The organism is Klebsiella sp. 4_1_44FAA (assembly GCF_000238715.1).
Lineage (GTDB): Bacteria > Pseudomonadota > Gammaproteobacteria > Enterobacterales > Enterobacteriaceae > Klebsiella > Klebsiella pneumoniae.
This window is the reverse complement of the sequence record NZ_JH414800.1, coordinates 532,065-548,633: the sequence shown is the minus strand read 5'-3', so window position 1 is coordinate 548,633 and position 16,569 is coordinate 532,065. Positions and strand designations below refer to the sequence as shown.

Sequence of the window (16,569 nt, the reverse complement as noted above, 5' to 3'; positions counted from 1 at the left end):
GCATGCGACTTTCAGAATCGAAACCACGTCAATGGCGCTGACGACAGGAGGCGCGGTAGTGATATCAGGGCTTCCGTTCACGGTTGCTGCACTGAGTGACGGGGGATTAACAGTTTCCCCGATAATTTGCAGTCGCGCAGGCTCTGCCATATTGCTTGCGCAAACGAACCCGACAACGAGGGACATCTTGCTGCTAACAAATAGCTCGCCATCCGCTTTCTCAATAACCGGCGGAACCGGTTTAACTATTTACGGTTCAGTTCAGTACGTTCTGACAGAATAAGGATTTGCCATGTTTACGATAGAGAAAGAAGTTGCAGTTAAACAGGTTACTTCCGATGGTATCGCGGTTGGAACTGCGACGCTAAAAGTCACCCTGACATACACCATCGAGAGGATCGAGCTTGAAGGGGCGAACGGTATCGCTTTTTACACTGTTACGTCTGGCGCGGATGCTGAGGGTGCGAGGAACTACATCCCATTCATTTATTCAGGGAACGGTGATCCACTGCCTGAAGCCGAGGCAGCATTAAAAGAATCGCAATCCCGGCACGATGACATGCAGAAGCGCACCACCTGACGCTCATGATTCAGGACAAACAAGGCGGAAAAATTAGAGATGAGCAAAATTTTTAAATCGCTAATAACGGTTGCCGGTTCGGAAAAGATAGCCGCCGCAATCGTTAGCGGGGAAAAGGTCATTTTCTCGCAAATGTCTGTCGGCGATGGCGGAGGGAGTGCAACAACCCCGAGCGACGGTCAAACCGCGTTAGTTAACGAGCGCTTCAGGACACAACTGAATAGCCTGAAATTATCCGATACTGAAAATATCATTATTGCCGAGATGATTATCCCGCCGGAGGTGGGCGGGTTTACCATCCGGGAGGCGGCGCTGTTTGATGACTCTGGCGCGTGTATGGCGGTCGCCAACGTCCCGGAAACCTACAAGCCCGCACTCGCAGAAGGTTCAGGGCGTTTTACCATTCTCCGCATCTGGCTGGCGGTAAGCAGCACTGAAGCTGTAGAGCTGGTTGTTGACCCTGGCATTGTGCTGGCAACCGTTGAGGATGTGATTAACGCTGGTAACGAGATTAAAGACTATGCCGACGAACAGCTGGACGAGCATGCAAAATCAAGAAATCACCCGGATGCCACACTGGACGAAAAGGGCTTTACCCGACTCAGCAACGCCATTAACAGCAAAGACCAGGACAAAGCCGCCACGCCACTGGCCGTAAAGCTGGCTATTGAATCAGCAATCCGTTCAGCCTGGGAGCTGGATAATCCTGTTGGCACGGTGAAATTTTACGCGCAGAACGTCAACCCTAACAAGCGTTATCCGTGGTCAGAGTGGGTTTACACCGGCGAAAATAAAACAATCCGCGTGGGCAAAGCTGACGGCTCGGATGTCGGCGCGACCGGCGGCAGTGATACCGTCACGCTCCAGCGTACTAACCTGCCAGCTGTACAGATTGATGTGAGCGGTGAAACCAGCGAGCAGATAGAGCAAAAACTGACAACCACGAAAAACGGTAAACATAATCATGGTGGTGTGGCCGGTAAAGATGACCCGTGGGAAATTGGCGGTGATGTGCGGCAGCTCTTTAACCCGAAAGAGCTGGGTGTGACCGATGACGCCGGAGAGCACGACCACGAAGTCACGGTGCCGGCGCACAAACACACGACCCGTGGCAAAACCGCCAACCTCGGCGAAGGTAAATCGTTCAGCGTGGTGGAAGCCCACACCCTGCTGATGTGCTGGAGCCGCGTTGCCTGACCCTGTGACGGTCATTCCTGTTGTACCGTCCCTGTTACAGCGGGGATGACTCGTCACCCTTTCCTACACGACTGAAAATAATGCTCACCCTTAACCACGGAGTTAAACGGATGAGCGATTTTCATCACGGCGTCCAGGTTGTCGAGATTAACGACGGCACCCGCGTCATTTCCACCGTATCAACAGCGATTATTGGCATGGTCTGCACGGCCAGCGATGCCGATGCCGCCACCTTCCCACTCAATAAGCCGGTACTGATTACCAGCGTGCAAAGCGCCATTGCGAAAGCGGGTACAAAAGGCACCCTGGCCGCATCCCTCCAGGCAATCGCCGACCAGTCGAAACCGGTCATTGTCGTTGTGCGCGTTGCCGAAGGTACCGGCGACGATGCCGAGGCTCAGACTATCTCTAATATCATCGGCGGCACCGACGAAAGCGGCAATTACACCGGGCTGAAAGCGCTACTCACGGCGGAGGCCGTCACCGGCGTTAAACCGCGCATCCTTGGCGTGCCGGGTCTCGATTCCCTTGAGGTTGCGACCGCGCTTGCGCCGATTTGCCAGAAGCTGCGCGCCTTTGGTTATATCAGTGCCTGGGATTGCCAGAACATTTCCGAGGCGATGCTCTATCGCGAGAATTTCAGCCAGCGTGAGCTGATGGTTATCTGGCCGGATTTTTTGGCATGGGATACCACGGCGAACGCGACCGAAATCGCCTGGGCGACCGCCCGCGCGCTGGGCCTGCGCGCCAAAATCGACCAGGACACCGGCTGGCATAAAACCCTGTCAAACGTTGGCGTGAATGGCGTCACCGGCATCAGCGCGTCGGTCTTCTGGGATTTGCAGGAATCCGGCACCGATGCCGACCTGCTTAACGAGGCAGGCGTTACCACGCTCATTCGTAAAGACGGTTTCCGCTTCTGGGGCAACCGCTGCTGCTCCGATGACCCGCTGTTCCTGTTTGAGAACTACACCCGCACCGCGCAGGTTATCGCTGACACAATGGCCGCTGGTCACATGTGGGCGGTCGACAAGCCGATCACTGCCACGCTGATTAAGGACATCGTTGCGGGTATCAATGCGAAATTCCGCGAGATGAAAACGGCGGGCTATATCGTCGATGCGACCTGCTGGTTTGATGAATCGGCCAACGACGCGGCGACCCTCAAAGCCGGGAAACTGTATATCGATTACGACTATACGCCGGTTCCCCCTCTCGAAAACCTGACGCTACGCCAGCGCATTACCGATAAATACCTGGCGAATCTGGTGTCATCGGTTAACAGCAATTAAGGAGCCCTGACCAATGGCAATGCCGCGCAAGCTCAAATATCTGAACACGTTTCTGGATGGCGTCAGCTATCTCGGCGTTATCGAGTCCGTCACCCTGCCAAAGCTGACCCGTAAGCTGGAAAATTACCGGGGCGGCGGGATGTCAGGCTCAGCCCCTGTCGATTTCGGCCTCGACGATGACGCGCTGGCGATGGAGATTTCCCTCGGCGGCTTCCCTGATGATGCGATCTGGTCGCTTTATGGTGCCGTCGGTACCGGGACGCTACTGCGCTATGCAGGCTCTTACCAGCGGGACGATACCGGCGAAACCGTGGCGGTGGAAGTTGAGACCCGTTTCAAGGTGAAGGAAGTCGATAACGGCGAGAGCAAACAGGGCGAGGATACCAGCAGCAAATTATCGCTGGTCTGCACGTACTACAAGCTGACCATGAACGGTCAAGAGCTGGTAGAAATCGACGTCCTCAACATGATTGAGAAGGTGAACGGCGTCGACCGACTCGACCAGCACCGCCGCAATATTGGCCTGTAATTTTCCCCGGCCAGCATGCCTGGCCGGTTAATCCCGAATCCGTAAACAGCGAGAAAATCATGAGCAAACAAAACATCGTCAGCCTGGAAAACCCCATCAAACGCGGCGAGCAGGTCATCGAAAAAATCACCCTGATGAAGCCCAACGCCGGAACCCTGCGCGGTGTCAGCCTGGCCGACGTTGCGCGCTCTGAAGTCGACGCCCTGATTAAAGTGCTGCCGCGTATGACCAGCCCATCACTTACCGAGTCGGATGTCGTCATGATGGATTTACCCGATTTGATGGCGCTGGCAACAAAGGTGATTGGTTTTTTGTCGCCGAATTTGGCGGATTAAATTTTCCGAAAGATATGTCGGTCGATGACCTGATGGCGGATATCGCGGTGATTTTTCACTGGCCGCCATCAGAGTTATACCCCATGAGCCTGACCGAGCTCACCACCTGGCGCGAAAAGGCGCTACAGCGAAGCGGAAACACGAATGAGTAACGACGTTAAATTGCAGGTATTACTCAAGGCTGTTGACCAGGCGACCCGCCCGTTTAAAACCATCCAGACAGCGAGCAAAACGCTGTCTGGTGATATCCGGGACACTCAAAAATCACTGCGTGAACTGAATGGCCAGGCATCCCGTATTGACGGTTTTCGCAAGGCAAGCGCGCAACTCGCCGTTACCGGTCAGGAGCTGAAGAAAGCTAAGCAGGAAGCCGCCGCGCTGGCGATCCAGTTTAAAAATACGGAACAGCCGACGCGCGCGCAGGCGCAGGCAATGGATGCCGCACGTAAAAGCGCCGCCGCGCTACAGCTTAAACACAACAGCTTACGGCAGGCTGTACAGCGCCAGCGGCAGGAACTCAGCCAGGCGGGAATTAATACCCGTACCCTGGCCGCGGATGAACGCCGGTTAAAAACCAACATTAGCGAAACGACAGCACAGCTCAATCGTCAGCGTGAAGCGCTGGCGCGGGTCAGCGCGCAGCAGGCAAAGCTCAATGCTGTTAAGCAGCGATATCAGGCCGGTAAAGAGCTGGCAGGAAATGCGGCCGCAATGGGTGCCGCCGGTGTCGGTATGGCGACGACAGGCACGCTGGCCGGTGTTGCACTGATGAAACCGGGTTATGATTTTGCGCAGAAAAATTCCGAGTTACAGGCTGTACTCGGTGTGGCGAAAGACTCCGCAGAAATGACGGCTTTGCGAAAACAAGCCCGACTGCTGGGCGACAATACTGCCGCCTCTGCCGATGATGCTGCCGGAGCTCAGATTATCATCGCGAAAGCGGGCGGCGATGCGGCAGCAATCCAGGCTGCGACCCCCGTCACGCTGAATATGGCGCTCGCTAACCGGCGGACGATGGAAGAGAACGCACAGCTTTTGCTCGGTACCAAAAACGCTTTCCAGCTTTCAAATGACCGGGTAGCCCATATCGGCGATGTGCTTTCAGCAACGATGAATAAATCAGCGGCCGATTTTCAGGGATTAAGCGACGCCTTAACCTATCTGGCCCCAGTTGCCAAAGCTGCGGGAGTAAGCCTCGAAGAAGCCGCCGCCATGACGGGTGTGCTTCATGATAACAATATCACGGGATCGATGGCCGGTACCGGGAGCAGCGCTGTCGTCAGCCGGTTACAGGCCCCAACAGGTAAGGCATGGGCGGCATTAAAAGAGCTGGGGGTTAAGACGGCAGATAGCAAGGGCAACATGCGGCCCGTATTTACCATTCTGAAAGAAATCCAGGCCAGTTTTAAAAAGAATAAGCTCGGAACAAGTCAGACAGGCGAATACCTGAAAACGATATTCGGCGAGGAAGCGCTGAAATCGTCTAATGCCCTGTTAGACGCTGCGGCCAGCGGGAAACTCGATAAGCTGACAGCGGCATTTAAAGCCTCGGACGGCAAGACCGAGGAGCTGGTTAAAGTCATGCAGGATAACCTCGGCGGCGACTTCAAAGAGTTTCAGTCTGCGTATGAGGCTGTTGGCACAGACCTGTTTGACCAGCAGGAATCCTCATTACGCAAACTGGTGCAGACTGCGACCGGTTACGTGCTCAAACTTGATAAGTGGATCCAGCGAAATAAAGAGCTCGCGCAGACGCTTGGGGTGATTACCGCCGTGGCGCTTGGCGTGGTGGGTATGATTGGGGCCATTGGGCTGATTGCCTGGCCGGTTATAACGGGAGTTAATGCCATCATCGCCGCTGCGACGGCGCTCGGTACCGTATTTACAACGGTGGCCGGAGGCATCATTACCGCTATTGGCGCGATTTCCTGGCCGGTTGTCGCTGTTGTGGCCGCGATTGTCGCCGGGGCATTGCTCATCCGTAAATATTGGGAGCCCATCAGCGCATTTTTCGGCGGAGTGATTGAAGGGATGCGGGCCGCATTTGCGCCAGTAGCTGAACTGTTTGCGCCGCTTAAACCGATGTTTGACTGGCTGGGCGGAAAACTGAAAGCCGTGTGGGACTGGTTTAACAACCTGATTGCGCCGGTCAAGTCATCGCAGGAAACCTTAAACAGTTTTCGTGATGCCGGTGTGTTGTTCGGTCAACGGCTGGCGGATGCCTTAACGCTGCCGCTGACGGCATTTAATAAGCTGCGCAGCGGTATTGATTGGGTGCTTGAGAAACTCGGCATTATTAATAAAGAGTCCAGCACGCTTGACCAGACTGCCGCAAAAGCGAACGCAGCCACGCAGGGTAACTCTTATATTCCGGCAACCGGCACTTACGGTGGCTATCAGGCATATCAACCCGTCACCGCACCGGCGGGACGTTCTTATATAGACCAAAGTAAAAACGAATATCACATTGACGTTCAGGGGGGCGGCAGCGGTACGCAGCTCGATCGCCAGCTACAGGATGCGCTCGAAAAATTTGAGCGTGAAAAACGCGCCCGACAGCGTGCCAGCATGAACCACGACTGACAGGAGGTAACGAAAAATGATGCTTGCACTCGGCATGTTTGTTTTTATGCGCCAGACGTTGCCACACCAGACGATGCAACGCGATGCAGAATATCGGTGGCCGTCAAACTCCCGCGTAGGTAAGCGGGATTCTTTCCAGTATCTGGGGCCGGGGGATGAAAAAATTACCCTGGCCGGTGTGTTGTACCCTGAGCTCACCGGCGGAAAGTTGACGATGACGGCCATTCGTTTAATGGCTGACGAGGGGCGCGCCTGGCCGTTACTGGATGGTACCGGCACGATTTACGGTATGTACGTCATCAATAATATCAGCGAGACAGGAAGCCTGTTTTTTGCTGACGGAACGGCGCGCAAAATTGATTTTACGCTGACGCTCACCCGCGTGGATGAATCCCTTGCGGCGCTGTATGGCGATATCAGCGAACAGGCAAAATCACTGATTGGCAAGGCGGGAAATATGGCCTCATCAGTGTCCGGCATGGTGGGGATTAGCTGATGCTGGATATGCTGAATCTGAATGCGGGTGGCGAACTGACGCCCGATTTTATGCTGATGCTCGACAGCAAAGATATTACCGGCAACATCAGTAATCGGTTGATGAGTCTGACCATGACAGACAATCGCGGATTCGAGGCCGACCAGCTCGACATCGAGCTTGATGATGCTGACGGGCTGGTCGAGCTGCCGTTACGCGGTGCCGTACTGACGCTTTACCTCGGGTGGAAAGGCTTTGCGTTGATTGGTAAGGGAAGTTTTACCGTCGATGAGGTTGAACATCATGGCGCGCCAGATACAGTGACAATCCGCGCCCGTAGCGCCGATTTTCGGGGAACGCTTAACTCACGTCGGGAAGAGTCCTGGCATGACAAGACGCTCGGCGAGATCGTGGCAGCAATAGCGACACGTAACAAACTGACGTCGAGCGTTATACCGGAGCTGGCCGGAATAAAAATTCCGCATATCGACCAGTCACAGGAATCGGATGCCAAATTTTTGACACGGCTCGCCGAGCGAAACGGCGGTGAGGTTTCGGTAAAAGCGGGAAAGTTACTTTTCCTCAAAGCCGGTCGTGGGGTTACAGCCAGCGGAAAAGCCATTCCGCAGATAACGATCACCCGCAGCGATGGCGACCGCCATCAGTTTTCGATTGCTGACCGTGGGGCATATACCGGCGTTACGGCAAAATGGTTGCACACCAAAGACCCGAAACCACAAAAGCAAAAGGTTACGTTAAAACGCAAACCCAAAGAGCAGCATTTACGCGCGCTACAGCACCCCAAAGCCAAACCGGTAACGAAGAAAAAAACGGTGAAGGCGCCGGAAGCCAGGGAGGGCGAATACATGGTCGGCGAGGATGACAACGTGTTTGCCCTGACGACAATTTTTTCAACCAAAGCGCAGGCCATGCGAGCCGCCCAGGCTAAATGGGACAAACTGCAACGTGGGGTTGCTGAGTTTTCTATCAGGCTGGCGACGGGGCGAGCAGACCTTTACCCGGAGACGCCGGTGCAGGTTTCAGGCTTTAAGCGCGTCATAGACGAGCAACCGTGGACAATTACTAAGGTTATGCACTCTCTGAGTAATAGCGGATTTACGACGAGCCTAGAGCTTGAGGTTAGATTGTTGGATGTAGAGTACGGGACTGAAGGGGAGGAAGAATAAAGCTATTCTCAAATAGTGAAAAATTGAGTATCATTTATTCACTTTATGTGAATTGTTGGGGTGTGAAATGTTCCATTGTCCAAAATGCCAGCACGCGGCACATGCGCGCACCAGTCGCTATCTAAGTGAGAATACCAAAGAGCGTTACCATCAATGCACTAACATAAATTGCAGTTGTACGTTTGTAACGATGGAATCGGTGGAGCGTTTTATTGTTACACCAGGTACGATAGTACCGGCCCCACCTCACCCGACTGTTGGTGGTCAGCGGCCATTGTGGCTCTGATAAATTTCCGCTAAATGCCCGCCGTGCGCGGGTTTTTTATGCGGCATGGAAAGTGGCGGTAAAAATTCACCGCCATTTTATCGCCATCCAAAAACGAGACAACAAAAAAGCCACTCAATTGAGTGGCTTAATTATATGATTTTAAAGCTAAAATTTGGTGGCCCCTGTTGGGTTTGAACCAACGACCAAGCGATTATGAGTCGCCTGCTCTAACCACTGAGCTAAGGGGCCGTGGCGAGGGATTATAAAGTAACTGGCGATTGCAATCCAGCGTAAAGCGCGCAGCTGCTGTTTTTATAAACAATGCATTTTCAATCCTTTATAATCATGTTTTAGCCATACAGCCGGAGAAAACATGATTAGCGATATCCTTGCGCCGGGCCTGCGCGTTGTCTTTTGCGGTATCAACCCGGGGAAGTCCTCCGCCCATACCGGCTTTCATTTTGCCCATCCTGGCAATCGCTTCTGGAAGGTCATCCATCAGGCCGGGTTCACCGATCGGCAGCTCAGGCCGGAAGAGGAGCTGCAGCTGCTGGATACGCGCTGCGGCATCACCATGCTGGTAGAGCGTCCGACGGTGCAGGCTAGCGAGGTCGCCTTGCAGGAGTTACGCAGCGGCGGCCGTGAGCTGGTGCGGAAAATTGAGGAGTATCAGCCGCAGGCCCTGGCGGTGCTCGGCAAGCAGGCCTTCGAGCTGGCCTTTAACCAGCGCGGCGCGAAGTGGGGGAAACAGGCCATGACCATCGGGACGACCCAGGTGTGGGTGCTGCCTAATCCCAGCGGCTTAAACCGGGCGACGCTCGATAAGCTGGTGGCGGCCTATCGTGAACTGGACGATGCGCTGGCAACCCGCGGCCAGTAGCGGAGAGAGGCGACTTTCCCGGGATGGCCACCTGAACGCCATAAAAAAAGCTCCCCGTAGGGAGCTTTTTAACAGGCTGTAGACGATGCCCCGCGACGATTAATCGTCGAGGAAGCTACGCAGCACTTCAGAACGGCTCGGGTGGCGCAGTTTACGCAGCGCCTTCGCTTCGATCTGACGGATACGTTCGCGGGTAACGTCGAACTGTTTACCCACTTCTTCCAGCGTGTGGTCGGTGTTCATGTCGATACCGAAACGCATACGCAGCACTTTCGCTTCACGAGCGGTGAGGCCGGCCAGCACGTCATGCGTTGCCGCGCGCAGGCTCTCGGTGGTCGCAGAATCCAGCGGCAGCTCGAGGGTGGTATCCTCGATGAAATCCCCCAGATGCGAATCTTCATCGTCGCCGATCGGCGTTTCCATGGAGATAGGCTCTTTGGCGATCTTCAGCACTTTACGGATTTTGTCTTCCGGCATCAGCATACGCTCAGCCAGCTCTTCCGGGGTCGGTTCACGGCCCATCTCCTGCAGCATCTGACGGGAGATACGGTTGAGCTTGTTAATGGTCTCAATCATATGCACCGGAATACGGATGGTGCGCGCCTGGTCCGCGATAGAGCGGGTGATGGCCTGACGGATCCACCAGGTGGCGTAGGTCGAGAACTTGTAGCCGCGACGGTATTCGAACTTATCGACCGCTTTCATCAGACCGATGTTGCCTTCCTGAATCAGGTCGAGGAACTGCAGACCGCGGTTGGTGTATTTCTTGGCGATAGAGATAACCAGACGCAGGTTCGCTTCAACCATCTCTTTCTTCGCACGACGGGCTTTCGCTTCGCCGATGGACATGCGACGGTTGATATCTTTAACCTGCTCGATGGTCAGGCCGGTCTCTTCTTCAATCTGCTGCAGCTTCTGCAGGCCGCGCTGCACATCTTCTTTCACTTCCAGCAGCTTCTCAGACCACGGCTTGTTCATTGCCACCGCGGCGTTGAACCAGGTTTCGCTGGTTTCGTTGCCGGTGAACAGGGTGATGAAGTTTTTCTTCGGCATTTTGCACTGCTCAACGCACAGCTTCATGATGATACGTTCCTGAGTACGAACGCGATCCATCATGCTGCGCATGCTGTTGACCAGGTAATCGAATTGCTTCGGCACCAGGCGGAACTGCTTGAAGACTTCAGACAGCTTCAGGATCTCTTCCTGGGCGGCGGCATGGCTACGACCTTTGGCTTTGATGGTGTCGCGCGTCAGCTCGTACTGGGTACGCAGCTCGGCGAATTTCTCACGGGCCAGCTCTGGGTCGATGCTGTTGTCGTCATCGCTGTTGTCGTCGGCGTCTTCATCTTCGTCTTCGTCTTCGTCGTCATCCATCTCTTCCTGAGACAGCTCGGAGCCAACGTGGGTGGCGGTTGGCGCCATATCTTCTTCGGCGTTCGGATCGACGAAACCGGTGATCAGATCGGACAGACGGGCTTCTTCCGCTTCAACGCGGTCGTACTGCTCAAGCAGGTAGGTGATCGCTTCCGGATATTCGGCAACGGAGCACTGCACCTGATTGATGCCGTCTTCGATGCGTTTGGCGATGTCAATTTCGCCTTCACGGGTCAGCAGCTCTACGGTACCCATTTCACGCATGTACATACGCACCGGGTCGGTCGTGCGCCCGATTTCGGATTCCACGCTGGAGAGCACCTGCGCGGCGGCTTCGGCAGCATCTTCATCCGCGGTGTTTTCGGCAAGCATCAGATCATCGGCATCCGGTGCTTCTTCCATCACCTGAATACCCATGTCGTTGATCATTTGGATGATGTCTTCGATCTGATCGGAATCGACGATATCTTCCGGCAGATGGTCATTGACCTCGGCATAGGTCAGATAGCCTTGCTCCTTACCACGTTGGACAAGAAGCTTCAGCTGTGACTGCGGGTTTTGCTCCATAAGACGGTATCCACACTTAATTCGTTTGATTGGTGTCGGCAGACGGGCTGTCGACATTTAAAGCGAGGGCGTACTTATATTATTGCCGCTGCGCCTCTGCGCGGCTGTCGGGGGCTTCCCGATCGATACTCGGCACTTAAGCCGTTAAATATTTTTCCTTCACGTTGTTCTGCGTTTTCTTACTGCTTTGATACAACGTGAAGGATATTGTCTGTCATTTATTTTTTCGCCAGCTCCTGGCTGATGGTCCAGAGCTCCCGGCGTTCTTCACTGCTTAAACCGTGTGTGCGATCGCGAGCTATCAACTCTTCCTGTCGCAGTTCCAGCAGTGAATCAAACATATGGTTGAGCGAGTCGGTGAAGGTTTGTTCAGCGATGTCTTTATCTGCTATATCGTCCCACATCGACAGTTTTTCAAGGGTTGCCGCCTCTTTTGTGCCGCGATATTGCTCTAAAAGTTGCCCGGTTGTCAGACCAGGCTGCGCCAGACAGCTCTTCACCAGTTCGCTGAACAGGCTCAGTCCCGGCATTTTGCGCGAGTCCAGTCCCTCCAGCGGCGGGACTAACGGCGCCAGATCCGGGTTTTGCACCAGCAGTCCTATCAGTATACGCATGGTCGTGCGTTTTAGCTGCGGTGCGGGACGCGGCGCGCCATTTTCCGCCTGTTTTGGCATTAATCGTTCAAGCTGCGCGTCATCTAAAATGCCCAGCTTATTGCCCAACTCCTGACGCAAATAGATGCGCAGCGTTTCGCCCGGGACCTGGGTTATCAGCGGCAGCGCCAGCGTGCTCAGCTGCGCGCGCCCGTCCGGAGTACTCAGATCGACCTGCGGCAGCAGGCTGTTAAACAAGAACGTGGAGAGCGGCTGAGCCTGCTCCATCCGCGCCTCGAACGCCGCTTTGCCCTCTTTACGCACCAGCGTATCCGGGTCTTCGCCGTCAGGCAGAAACATAAAGCGTAGCTGGCGACCATCGGTCATGTACGGCAGCGCCGTCTCCAGCGCGCGCCAGGCGGCATCGCGGCCGGCCCGGTCGCCGTCGTAGCAGCAGATGACGTTATTGGTCACCCGGAACAGCAGCTGGATATGGTCGGCCGTGGTCGAGGTACCCAGCGAGGCCACGGCATAATTAATGTCGTACTGCGCCAGCGCCACGACGTCCATATACCCTTCGACAACCAGCAAACGCGGTGGTTCGGGGTTATCCTGCTGCGCTTCATACAGGCCATACAGCTGGCGGCCTTTATGGAATATGTCGGTTTCCGGGGAGTTCAGATACTTCGGCAGGGCATCGCCCAGCACCCGTCCGCCAAACCCAATCACCCGGCCTCGCTTATCGCGGATGGGGAACATCACCCGTTCGCGGAAGCGGTCGTAACTGCGTCCCTGATCGTTGGTGACCAGCATGCCGGCATCAATAAGCGACTGGCGGTTTTCCTGATTGCCGCCAAACCGTTTTAAAACGTTATCCCAACCTGGGGGAGCATAGCCGATGGCAAAGCGCGTAATCACCTCGCTGCTTAACCCCCGTTTCGCCAGGTACTGGCGCGCAGGATCGGCGGCGGGCTGCATCAGAGACTGTTGATAAAACGCATTCAGACCATCCAGTAACTGGTAGAGGTTCTGCCGTTGATGGCGCTCTATCTGGCTGGGTCCGTTGCCTGCTTCATAAGGCACTTCGAGGTTGTGCATGGCGGCCAGCTCTTCGACCGTTTCCACGAACTCGAGCTTGTCGTAGTTCATCAGGAAGTCGATAGCATTGCCGTGCGCCCCGCAGCCGAAGCAGTGGTAAAACTGTTTTTCACCGTTGACGGTGAAAGAGGGGGTTTTTTCGTTATGGAACGGACAGCACGCGTGAAAATTTTTGCCCTGCTTTTTCAGCTTTACCCGCGCATCGATCAGATCGACGATGTCGGTTCTGGCAAGCAGATCGCTAATAAATACACGTGGAATTCGTCCAGCCATAAGCCCCGTTATTTCTGATGACTATAAACGAAAATAAGCCGCGCATTCCTTTCGGAAGCACGGCCTTACAACTACAACTCGGTCTGAATTGAGAGCGTCGCTCTCAACAGATTAGTACAGACGAGTACGGCGTGCGTTTTCGCGAGCCAGTTTCTTCGCGTGACGTTTCACTGCAGAAGCTTTAGCGCGCTTACGTTCGGTAGTCGGTTTTTCATAGAACTCACGACGACGAACTTCCGCCAGAACACCTGCTTTTTCGCAGGAACGCTTGAAGCGACGCAGAGCTACGTCGAACGGCTCGTTTTCACGTACTTTAATTACCGGCATGTGCCTCTCACCTTTGATTAATTCGGTTTGCCGCTGGCCGCAATGCCAGCTTATTTCAAAATGGTGCGGAATTTTACTGCAACTACTGCTGCTTTGTAAAGCACCGGCGCCTTTTTTGAAAGGGACTTTTATAAGGGTGAGGAGTATACACGAAGAGAGCACCAGGGGTGAGCAAAGTTTTACATCGCCGGTCATTGGACCTACACTGCGCGGTATTGAAGCGAGGTAAAACAACTCATGCGTGTACTGGGCATTGAAACATCCTGCGATGAAACCGGCATCGCGATTTATGACGACCAGCAAGGTCTGTTAGCCAACCAATTGTATAGTCAGGTGAAACTGCATGCGGATTACGGCGGCGTGGTGCCGGAGCTGGCATCGCGCGACCACGTGCGCAAAACGGTGCCGCTGATCCAGGCGGCGCTGAAAGAAGCCGGTCTGACGGCGAAAGATATCGACGCCGTCGCCTATACGGCGGGTCCAGGCCTGGTCGGCGCGCTGCTGGTCGGGGCGACCGTTGGCCGGGCGCTGGCCTTCGCCTGGAACGTGCCGGCGATCCCGGTACACCATATGGAAGGGCATCTGCTGGCGCCGATGCTGGAAGATAATCCGCCGGCGTTCCCGTTCGTCGCGCTGCTGGTTTCCGGCGGCCACACCCAGTTGATTAGCGTCACCGGTATTGGTCAGTATGAACTGCTGGGCGAGTCGATTGACGATGCGGCGGGCGAAGCCTTTGATAAGACGGCGAAACTGCTGGGACTGGATTATCCCGGCGGGCCGATGCTGTCGAAAATGGCGTCCCAGGGCACCGAAGGCCGCTTTGTCTTCCCGCGGCCGATGACCGACCGTCCGGGGCTGGACTTCAGCTTCTCCGGCCTGAAGACCTTCGCCGCCAACACCATTCGCAGCAACGGCGACGATGAGCAAACCCGCGCCGACATCGCCCGGGCGTTTGAGGATGCGGTCGTCGATACGCTGATGATTAAATGTCGCCGCGCGCTGGAGCAAACCGGCTTTAAGCGTCTGGTGATGGCGGGAGGCGTGAGCGCCAACCGTACCCTGCGGGCGAAGCTGGCGGAGATGATGCAAAAACGCGGCGGCGAGGTGTTCTACGCTCGCCCTGAGTTCTGTACTGACAACGGCGCGATGATCGCCTACGCCGGCATGGTGCGTCTGCAAACCGGCGCCAAAGCCGAGCTCGGCGTGACGGTTCGCCCGCGCTGGCCGCTGGCCGAGCTGCCTGCCGCCTAACGCATCCTGAAACAGGCCGACGTCACGTCGGCCTGCCTTCCTGACTACTCCATACTTTTACACAGCGAGCAGATGGCTCCCTGATGCTTGTGCGAGTGCATCACGTCCGGGCGCTCGTACTCTTCCTCACAGCTAACGCATTGATACACGGTGGTGGAGGCGTTCCCCGCCGCGTCATAGCGCGGCTCGGCGATGCCGTCATCCACCTGCTTAATATAGTAGCGCCCGCGGGTAAGGAGCCCCATCAGCGGGGTCATGACAAAGGCAACGACCAGCGCAATCAGCGGCGAGAACGGCGCCAGCGTCGCCCCCAGCAGACCGAAGAAGGCGCAGATCGACAGCCCGGCGGCCAGACCAAAGGAGACCACGCCCACCGGGTTAACGTTGTAGATCATGCCGCGACGATACTCCGGCTGCGCCGGCGCCAGCTTGAGCAAGCCTTTATTAAAGGTGATGTCGGTCGCCACCACCACGACCCAGGCGATGGCGAAGTTGGAGTAAAAGCCGAGGATCCACGACAGGGCGCTGAACATATCGCCCTCCATCAGCGCCAGGGCAATCGCCAGGTTGACCACCACAAAAATAATCCGTCCCGGATAGCGTTTGGTGGTGCGGGTCCAGGCGCTGGTCCACGCCAGCGAGCCGGAGTAGGCATTGGTGACGTTAATTTTGATCTGCGAGATCACCACCAGCACCACCGCCAGCGTCAGGGCCAGCCAGCCGGGCACCAGGTTATCGAAGACGCTGACGAACTGCTGCACCGGTTCGGTATTGTGCACCGCCGGGAAACGGGTCAACAGATAGAAGCCGAGGAAGGCGCCGATGATCTGTTTGATCGCGCCTAACACCACCCAGCCCGGGCCGGCGGAAAAGACCGCCAGCCACCAGCTTTTACGGTTCTCCGCGGTCTTAGGCGGCATAAAGCGCAGGTAATCAATTTGCTCGCCAATCTGCATGATCAGCGACAGGCATACCCCGGCGCCGAGCATGATGGCGGTGATATCCACCGTCGACGCGCTGTTTTTACCGGCGAAATGCAGGAAGCCGTCCACCAGCTGCGGATCTTTGACAATCAGCCACACCACCGGCACCACCATCAGCACCAGCCACAGCGGCGTGGTCCACACCTGCAGGCGGGTCAGGGCTTTCATGCCATAGACCACCAGCGGGAGCACCATCAGGGTGGCGATCAGATACCCCATCCACAGCGGGATCCCGAGGCCCACCAGCAGCCCCTGGGCCATGATCGAGCCTTCGAGGGCGAAGAAGATAAAGGTGAAGCCGGCAAAAATAATGCTGGTGATCACCGAGCCGAAATAGCCGAAGCCGGCGCTGCGGGTGATCAGGTCAAGGTCAATGTTGTAGCGCGCGGCGGTGATCGCCAGCGGAATGCCGGTGAGGAAGATCACCAGCGCCGCCACCAGGATCGAATAGATGGCGTTGCTGGTGCCCCAGGCCATACCGATGCTGGCGCCGATGGAAAAGTCGGCCAGATAGGCGATGCCGCCCAGCGCGGTGACCGCGACGACGCCCGGACCCCAGCGGCGGAAGCTCAGCGGGGCGTAACGTAAGGTGTAATCTTCTAAGGTTTCCCGGGAGCCGGAAGTCCGCGTTGTCGCGGGTAATTCAGGGTTAAGATCAAGTGATGACATAGTCATTCCTTAATGGTTAGGCATGACTTGAATTAGCAAACCTTATGCCATATTGCAGGGCAGGCGTGGCGCGGAGGTGGAGGCAGGATGATATAAAGAGAGAGCAGA

16 protein-coding genes and 1 tRNA gene are annotated in these 16,569 nt (G+C 55.8%); 12 read left to right on the top strand and 5 right to left on the bottom strand.

The features are described from left to right. The first annotated feature begins 292 nt into the window (after positions 1-292). From HMPREF1024_RS12760 to HMPREF1024_RS28830, 10 genes are all read left to right on the top strand, one after another. A complete protein-coding gene (locus HMPREF1024_RS12760) occupies positions 293-580 on the top strand; it encodes a hypothetical protein (protein WP_009308682.1) in 288 nt (95 codons plus the stop codon). A gap of 39 nt (positions 581-619) precedes the next feature. Next, positions 620-1,777: a phage tail protein gene (locus tag HMPREF1024_RS12765; RefSeq protein WP_009308681.1), complete on the top strand. Its 1,158-nt coding sequence runs from the start codon at positions 620-622 to the stop codon at positions 1,775-1,777. 110 nt (positions 1,778-1,887) lie between these two features. Beyond that, entirely contained in the window at positions 1,888-3,069 is a 1,182-nt protein-coding gene (locus HMPREF1024_RS12770) for a phage tail sheath protein (RefSeq protein WP_009308680.1), read from the top strand. Between the two features lie 13 nt (positions 3,070-3,082). Then, positions 3,083-3,598: a phage major tail tube protein gene (locus HMPREF1024_RS12775; protein ID WP_009308679.1), complete on the top strand. Its 516-nt coding sequence runs from the start codon at positions 3,083-3,085 to the stop codon at positions 3,596-3,598. 59 nt (positions 3,599-3,657) lie between these two features. After that, positions 3,658-3,933: a phage tail assembly protein gene (locus tag HMPREF1024_RS12780; RefSeq protein WP_009308678.1), complete on the top strand. Its 276-nt coding sequence runs from the start codon at positions 3,658-3,660 to the stop codon at positions 3,931-3,933. Between the two features lie 32 nt (positions 3,934-3,965). Then, on the top strand, positions 3,966-4,085 hold the full coding sequence (locus HMPREF1024_RS0126555; protein WP_014343413.1) for a GpE family phage tail protein: 120 nt from the start codon (positions 3,966-3,968) through the stop codon (positions 4,083-4,085). Continuing rightward, positions 4,078-6,516, top strand: a complete 2,439-nt coding sequence (locus tag HMPREF1024_RS12785; protein ID WP_009308677.1) for a phage tail tape measure protein — start codon at positions 4,078-4,080, stop codon at positions 6,514-6,516. Before HMPREF1024_RS0126555 ends, HMPREF1024_RS12785 begins: the two co-directional genes overlap by 8 nt. Positions 6,517-6,532: 16 nt before the next feature. Further along, on the top strand, positions 6,533-7,012 hold the full coding sequence (locus tag HMPREF1024_RS12790; protein ID WP_009308676.1) for a phage tail protein: 480 nt from the start codon (positions 6,533-6,535) through the stop codon (positions 7,010-7,012). Continuing rightward, complete coding sequence (locus HMPREF1024_RS12795; RefSeq protein ID WP_009308675.1) at positions 7,012-8,178, top strand: phage late control D family protein; 1,167 nt, start codon at positions 7,012-7,014, stop codon at positions 8,176-8,178. Before HMPREF1024_RS12790 ends, HMPREF1024_RS12795 begins: the two co-directional genes overlap by 1 nt. A 67-nt stretch (positions 8,179-8,245) precedes the next feature. Continuing rightward, the gene (locus tag HMPREF1024_RS28830; protein ID WP_032420109.1) at positions 8,246-8,464 is read left to right on the top strand and encodes a DNA-binding transcriptional regulator; all 219 of its coding nucleotides are present in this window, start codon (positions 8,246-8,248) and stop codon (positions 8,462-8,464) included. 155 nt (positions 8,465-8,619) lie between these two features. Here the strand turns inward: HMPREF1024_RS28830 and HMPREF1024_RS12800 are convergent. Then, positions 8,620-8,695: transfer RNA gene (locus HMPREF1024_RS12800), tRNA-Ile, on the bottom strand. A gap of 124 nt (positions 8,696-8,819) precedes the next feature. On the opposite strand from HMPREF1024_RS12800, the gene mug reads away from it, so the two are divergent. Next, complete coding sequence (gene mug, locus HMPREF1024_RS12805; RefSeq protein WP_002917636.1) at positions 8,820-9,326, top strand: G/U mismatch-specific DNA glycosylase; 507 nt, start codon at positions 8,820-8,822, stop codon at positions 9,324-9,326. 99 nt (positions 9,327-9,425) lie between these two features. Here mug and rpoD read toward each other — a convergent pair whose 3' ends face one another. From rpoD to rpsU, 3 genes are all read right to left on the bottom strand, one after another. After that, the gene (gene rpoD, locus HMPREF1024_RS12810; RefSeq protein WP_004174339.1) at positions 9,426-11,267 is read right to left on the bottom strand and encodes an RNA polymerase sigma factor RpoD; all 1,842 of its coding nucleotides are present in this window, start codon (positions 11,265-11,267) and stop codon (positions 9,426-9,428) included. 218 nt (positions 11,268-11,485) lie between these two features. Beyond that, positions 11,486-13,231 (bottom strand): DNA primase, encoded by a 1,746-nt coding sequence (gene dnaG, locus HMPREF1024_RS12815; protein ID WP_004149864.1) that lies wholly within the window; start codon positions 13,229-13,231, stop codon positions 11,486-11,488. Positions 13,232-13,342: 111 nt separating this feature from the next. Further along, the gene (gene rpsU / locus HMPREF1024_RS12820; protein WP_001144069.1) at positions 13,343-13,558 is read right to left on the bottom strand and encodes a 30S ribosomal protein S21; all 216 of its coding nucleotides are present in this window, start codon (positions 13,556-13,558) and stop codon (positions 13,343-13,345) included. 237 nt (positions 13,559-13,795) lie between these two features. Between rpsU and tsaD the strand changes: the two genes are divergently transcribed. After that, positions 13,796-14,809, top strand: a complete 1,014-nt coding sequence (gene tsaD / locus HMPREF1024_RS12825; protein ID WP_004900709.1) for a tRNA (adenosine(37)-N6)-threonylcarbamoyltransferase complex transferase subunit TsaD — start codon at positions 13,796-13,798, stop codon at positions 14,807-14,809. A gap of 44 nt (positions 14,810-14,853) precedes the next feature. On the opposite strand, the gene HMPREF1024_RS12830 is transcribed toward tsaD, so the two are convergent. After that, the gene (locus tag HMPREF1024_RS12830; protein WP_004181356.1) at positions 14,854-16,461 is read right to left on the bottom strand and encodes a cytosine permease; all 1,608 of its coding nucleotides are present in this window, start codon (positions 16,459-16,461) and stop codon (positions 14,854-14,856) included. Between the last annotated feature and the right edge of the window lie 108 nt (positions 16,462-16,569).

Bases quoted from the DNA above. Each gene is read 5' to 3' on its own strand.
- HMPREF1024_RS12760 (WP_009308682.1), top strand. From the start codon at position 293: ATGTTTACGATAGAGAAAGAAGTTGCAGTTAAACAGGTTACTTCCGAT.
- HMPREF1024_RS12765 (WP_009308681.1), top strand. From the start codon at position 620: ATGAGCAAAATTTTTAAATCGCTAATAACGGTTGCCGGTTCGGAAAAG.
- HMPREF1024_RS12770 (WP_009308680.1), top strand. From the start codon at position 1,888: ATGAGCGATTTTCATCACGGCGTCCAGGTTGTCGAGATTAACGACGGC.
- HMPREF1024_RS12775 (WP_009308679.1), top strand. From the start codon at position 3,083: ATGGCAATGCCGCGCAAGCTCAAATATCTGAACACGTTTCTGGATGGC.
- HMPREF1024_RS12780 (WP_009308678.1), top strand. From the start codon at position 3,658: ATGAGCAAACAAAACATCGTCAGCCTGGAAAACCCCATCAAACGCGGC.
- HMPREF1024_RS0126555 (WP_014343413.1), top strand. From the start codon at position 3,966: ATGGCGGATATCGCGGTGATTTTTCACTGGCCGCCATCAGAGTTATAC.
- HMPREF1024_RS12785 (WP_009308677.1), top strand. From the start codon at position 4,078: ATGAGTAACGACGTTAAATTGCAGGTATTACTCAAGGCTGTTGACCAG.
- HMPREF1024_RS12790 (WP_009308676.1), top strand. From the start codon at position 6,533: ATGATGCTTGCACTCGGCATGTTTGTTTTTATGCGCCAGACGTTGCCA.
- HMPREF1024_RS12795 (WP_009308675.1), top strand. From the start codon at position 7,012: ATGCTGGATATGCTGAATCTGAATGCGGGTGGCGAACTGACGCCCGAT.
- HMPREF1024_RS28830 (WP_032420109.1), top strand. From the start codon at position 8,246: ATGTTCCATTGTCCAAAATGCCAGCACGCGGCACATGCGCGCACCAGT.
- mug (WP_002917636.1), top strand. From the start codon at position 8,820: ATGATTAGCGATATCCTTGCGCCGGGCCTGCGCGTTGTCTTTTGCGGT.
- rpoD (WP_004174339.1), bottom strand. From the start codon at position 11,267: ATGGAGCAAAACCCGCAGTCACAGCTGAAGCTTCTTGTCCAACGTGGT.
- dnaG (WP_004149864.1), bottom strand. From the start codon at position 13,231: ATGGCTGGACGAATTCCACGTGTATTTATTAGCGATCTGCTTGCCAGA.
- rpsU (WP_001144069.1), bottom strand. From the start codon at position 13,558: ATGCCGGTAATTAAAGTACGTGAAAACGAGCCGTTCGACGTAGCTCTG.
- tsaD (WP_004900709.1), top strand. From the start codon at position 13,796: ATGCGTGTACTGGGCATTGAAACATCCTGCGATGAAACCGGCATCGCG.
- HMPREF1024_RS12830 (WP_004181356.1), bottom strand. From the start codon at position 16,461: ATGTCATCACTTGATCTTAACCCTGAATTACCCGCGACAACGCGGACT.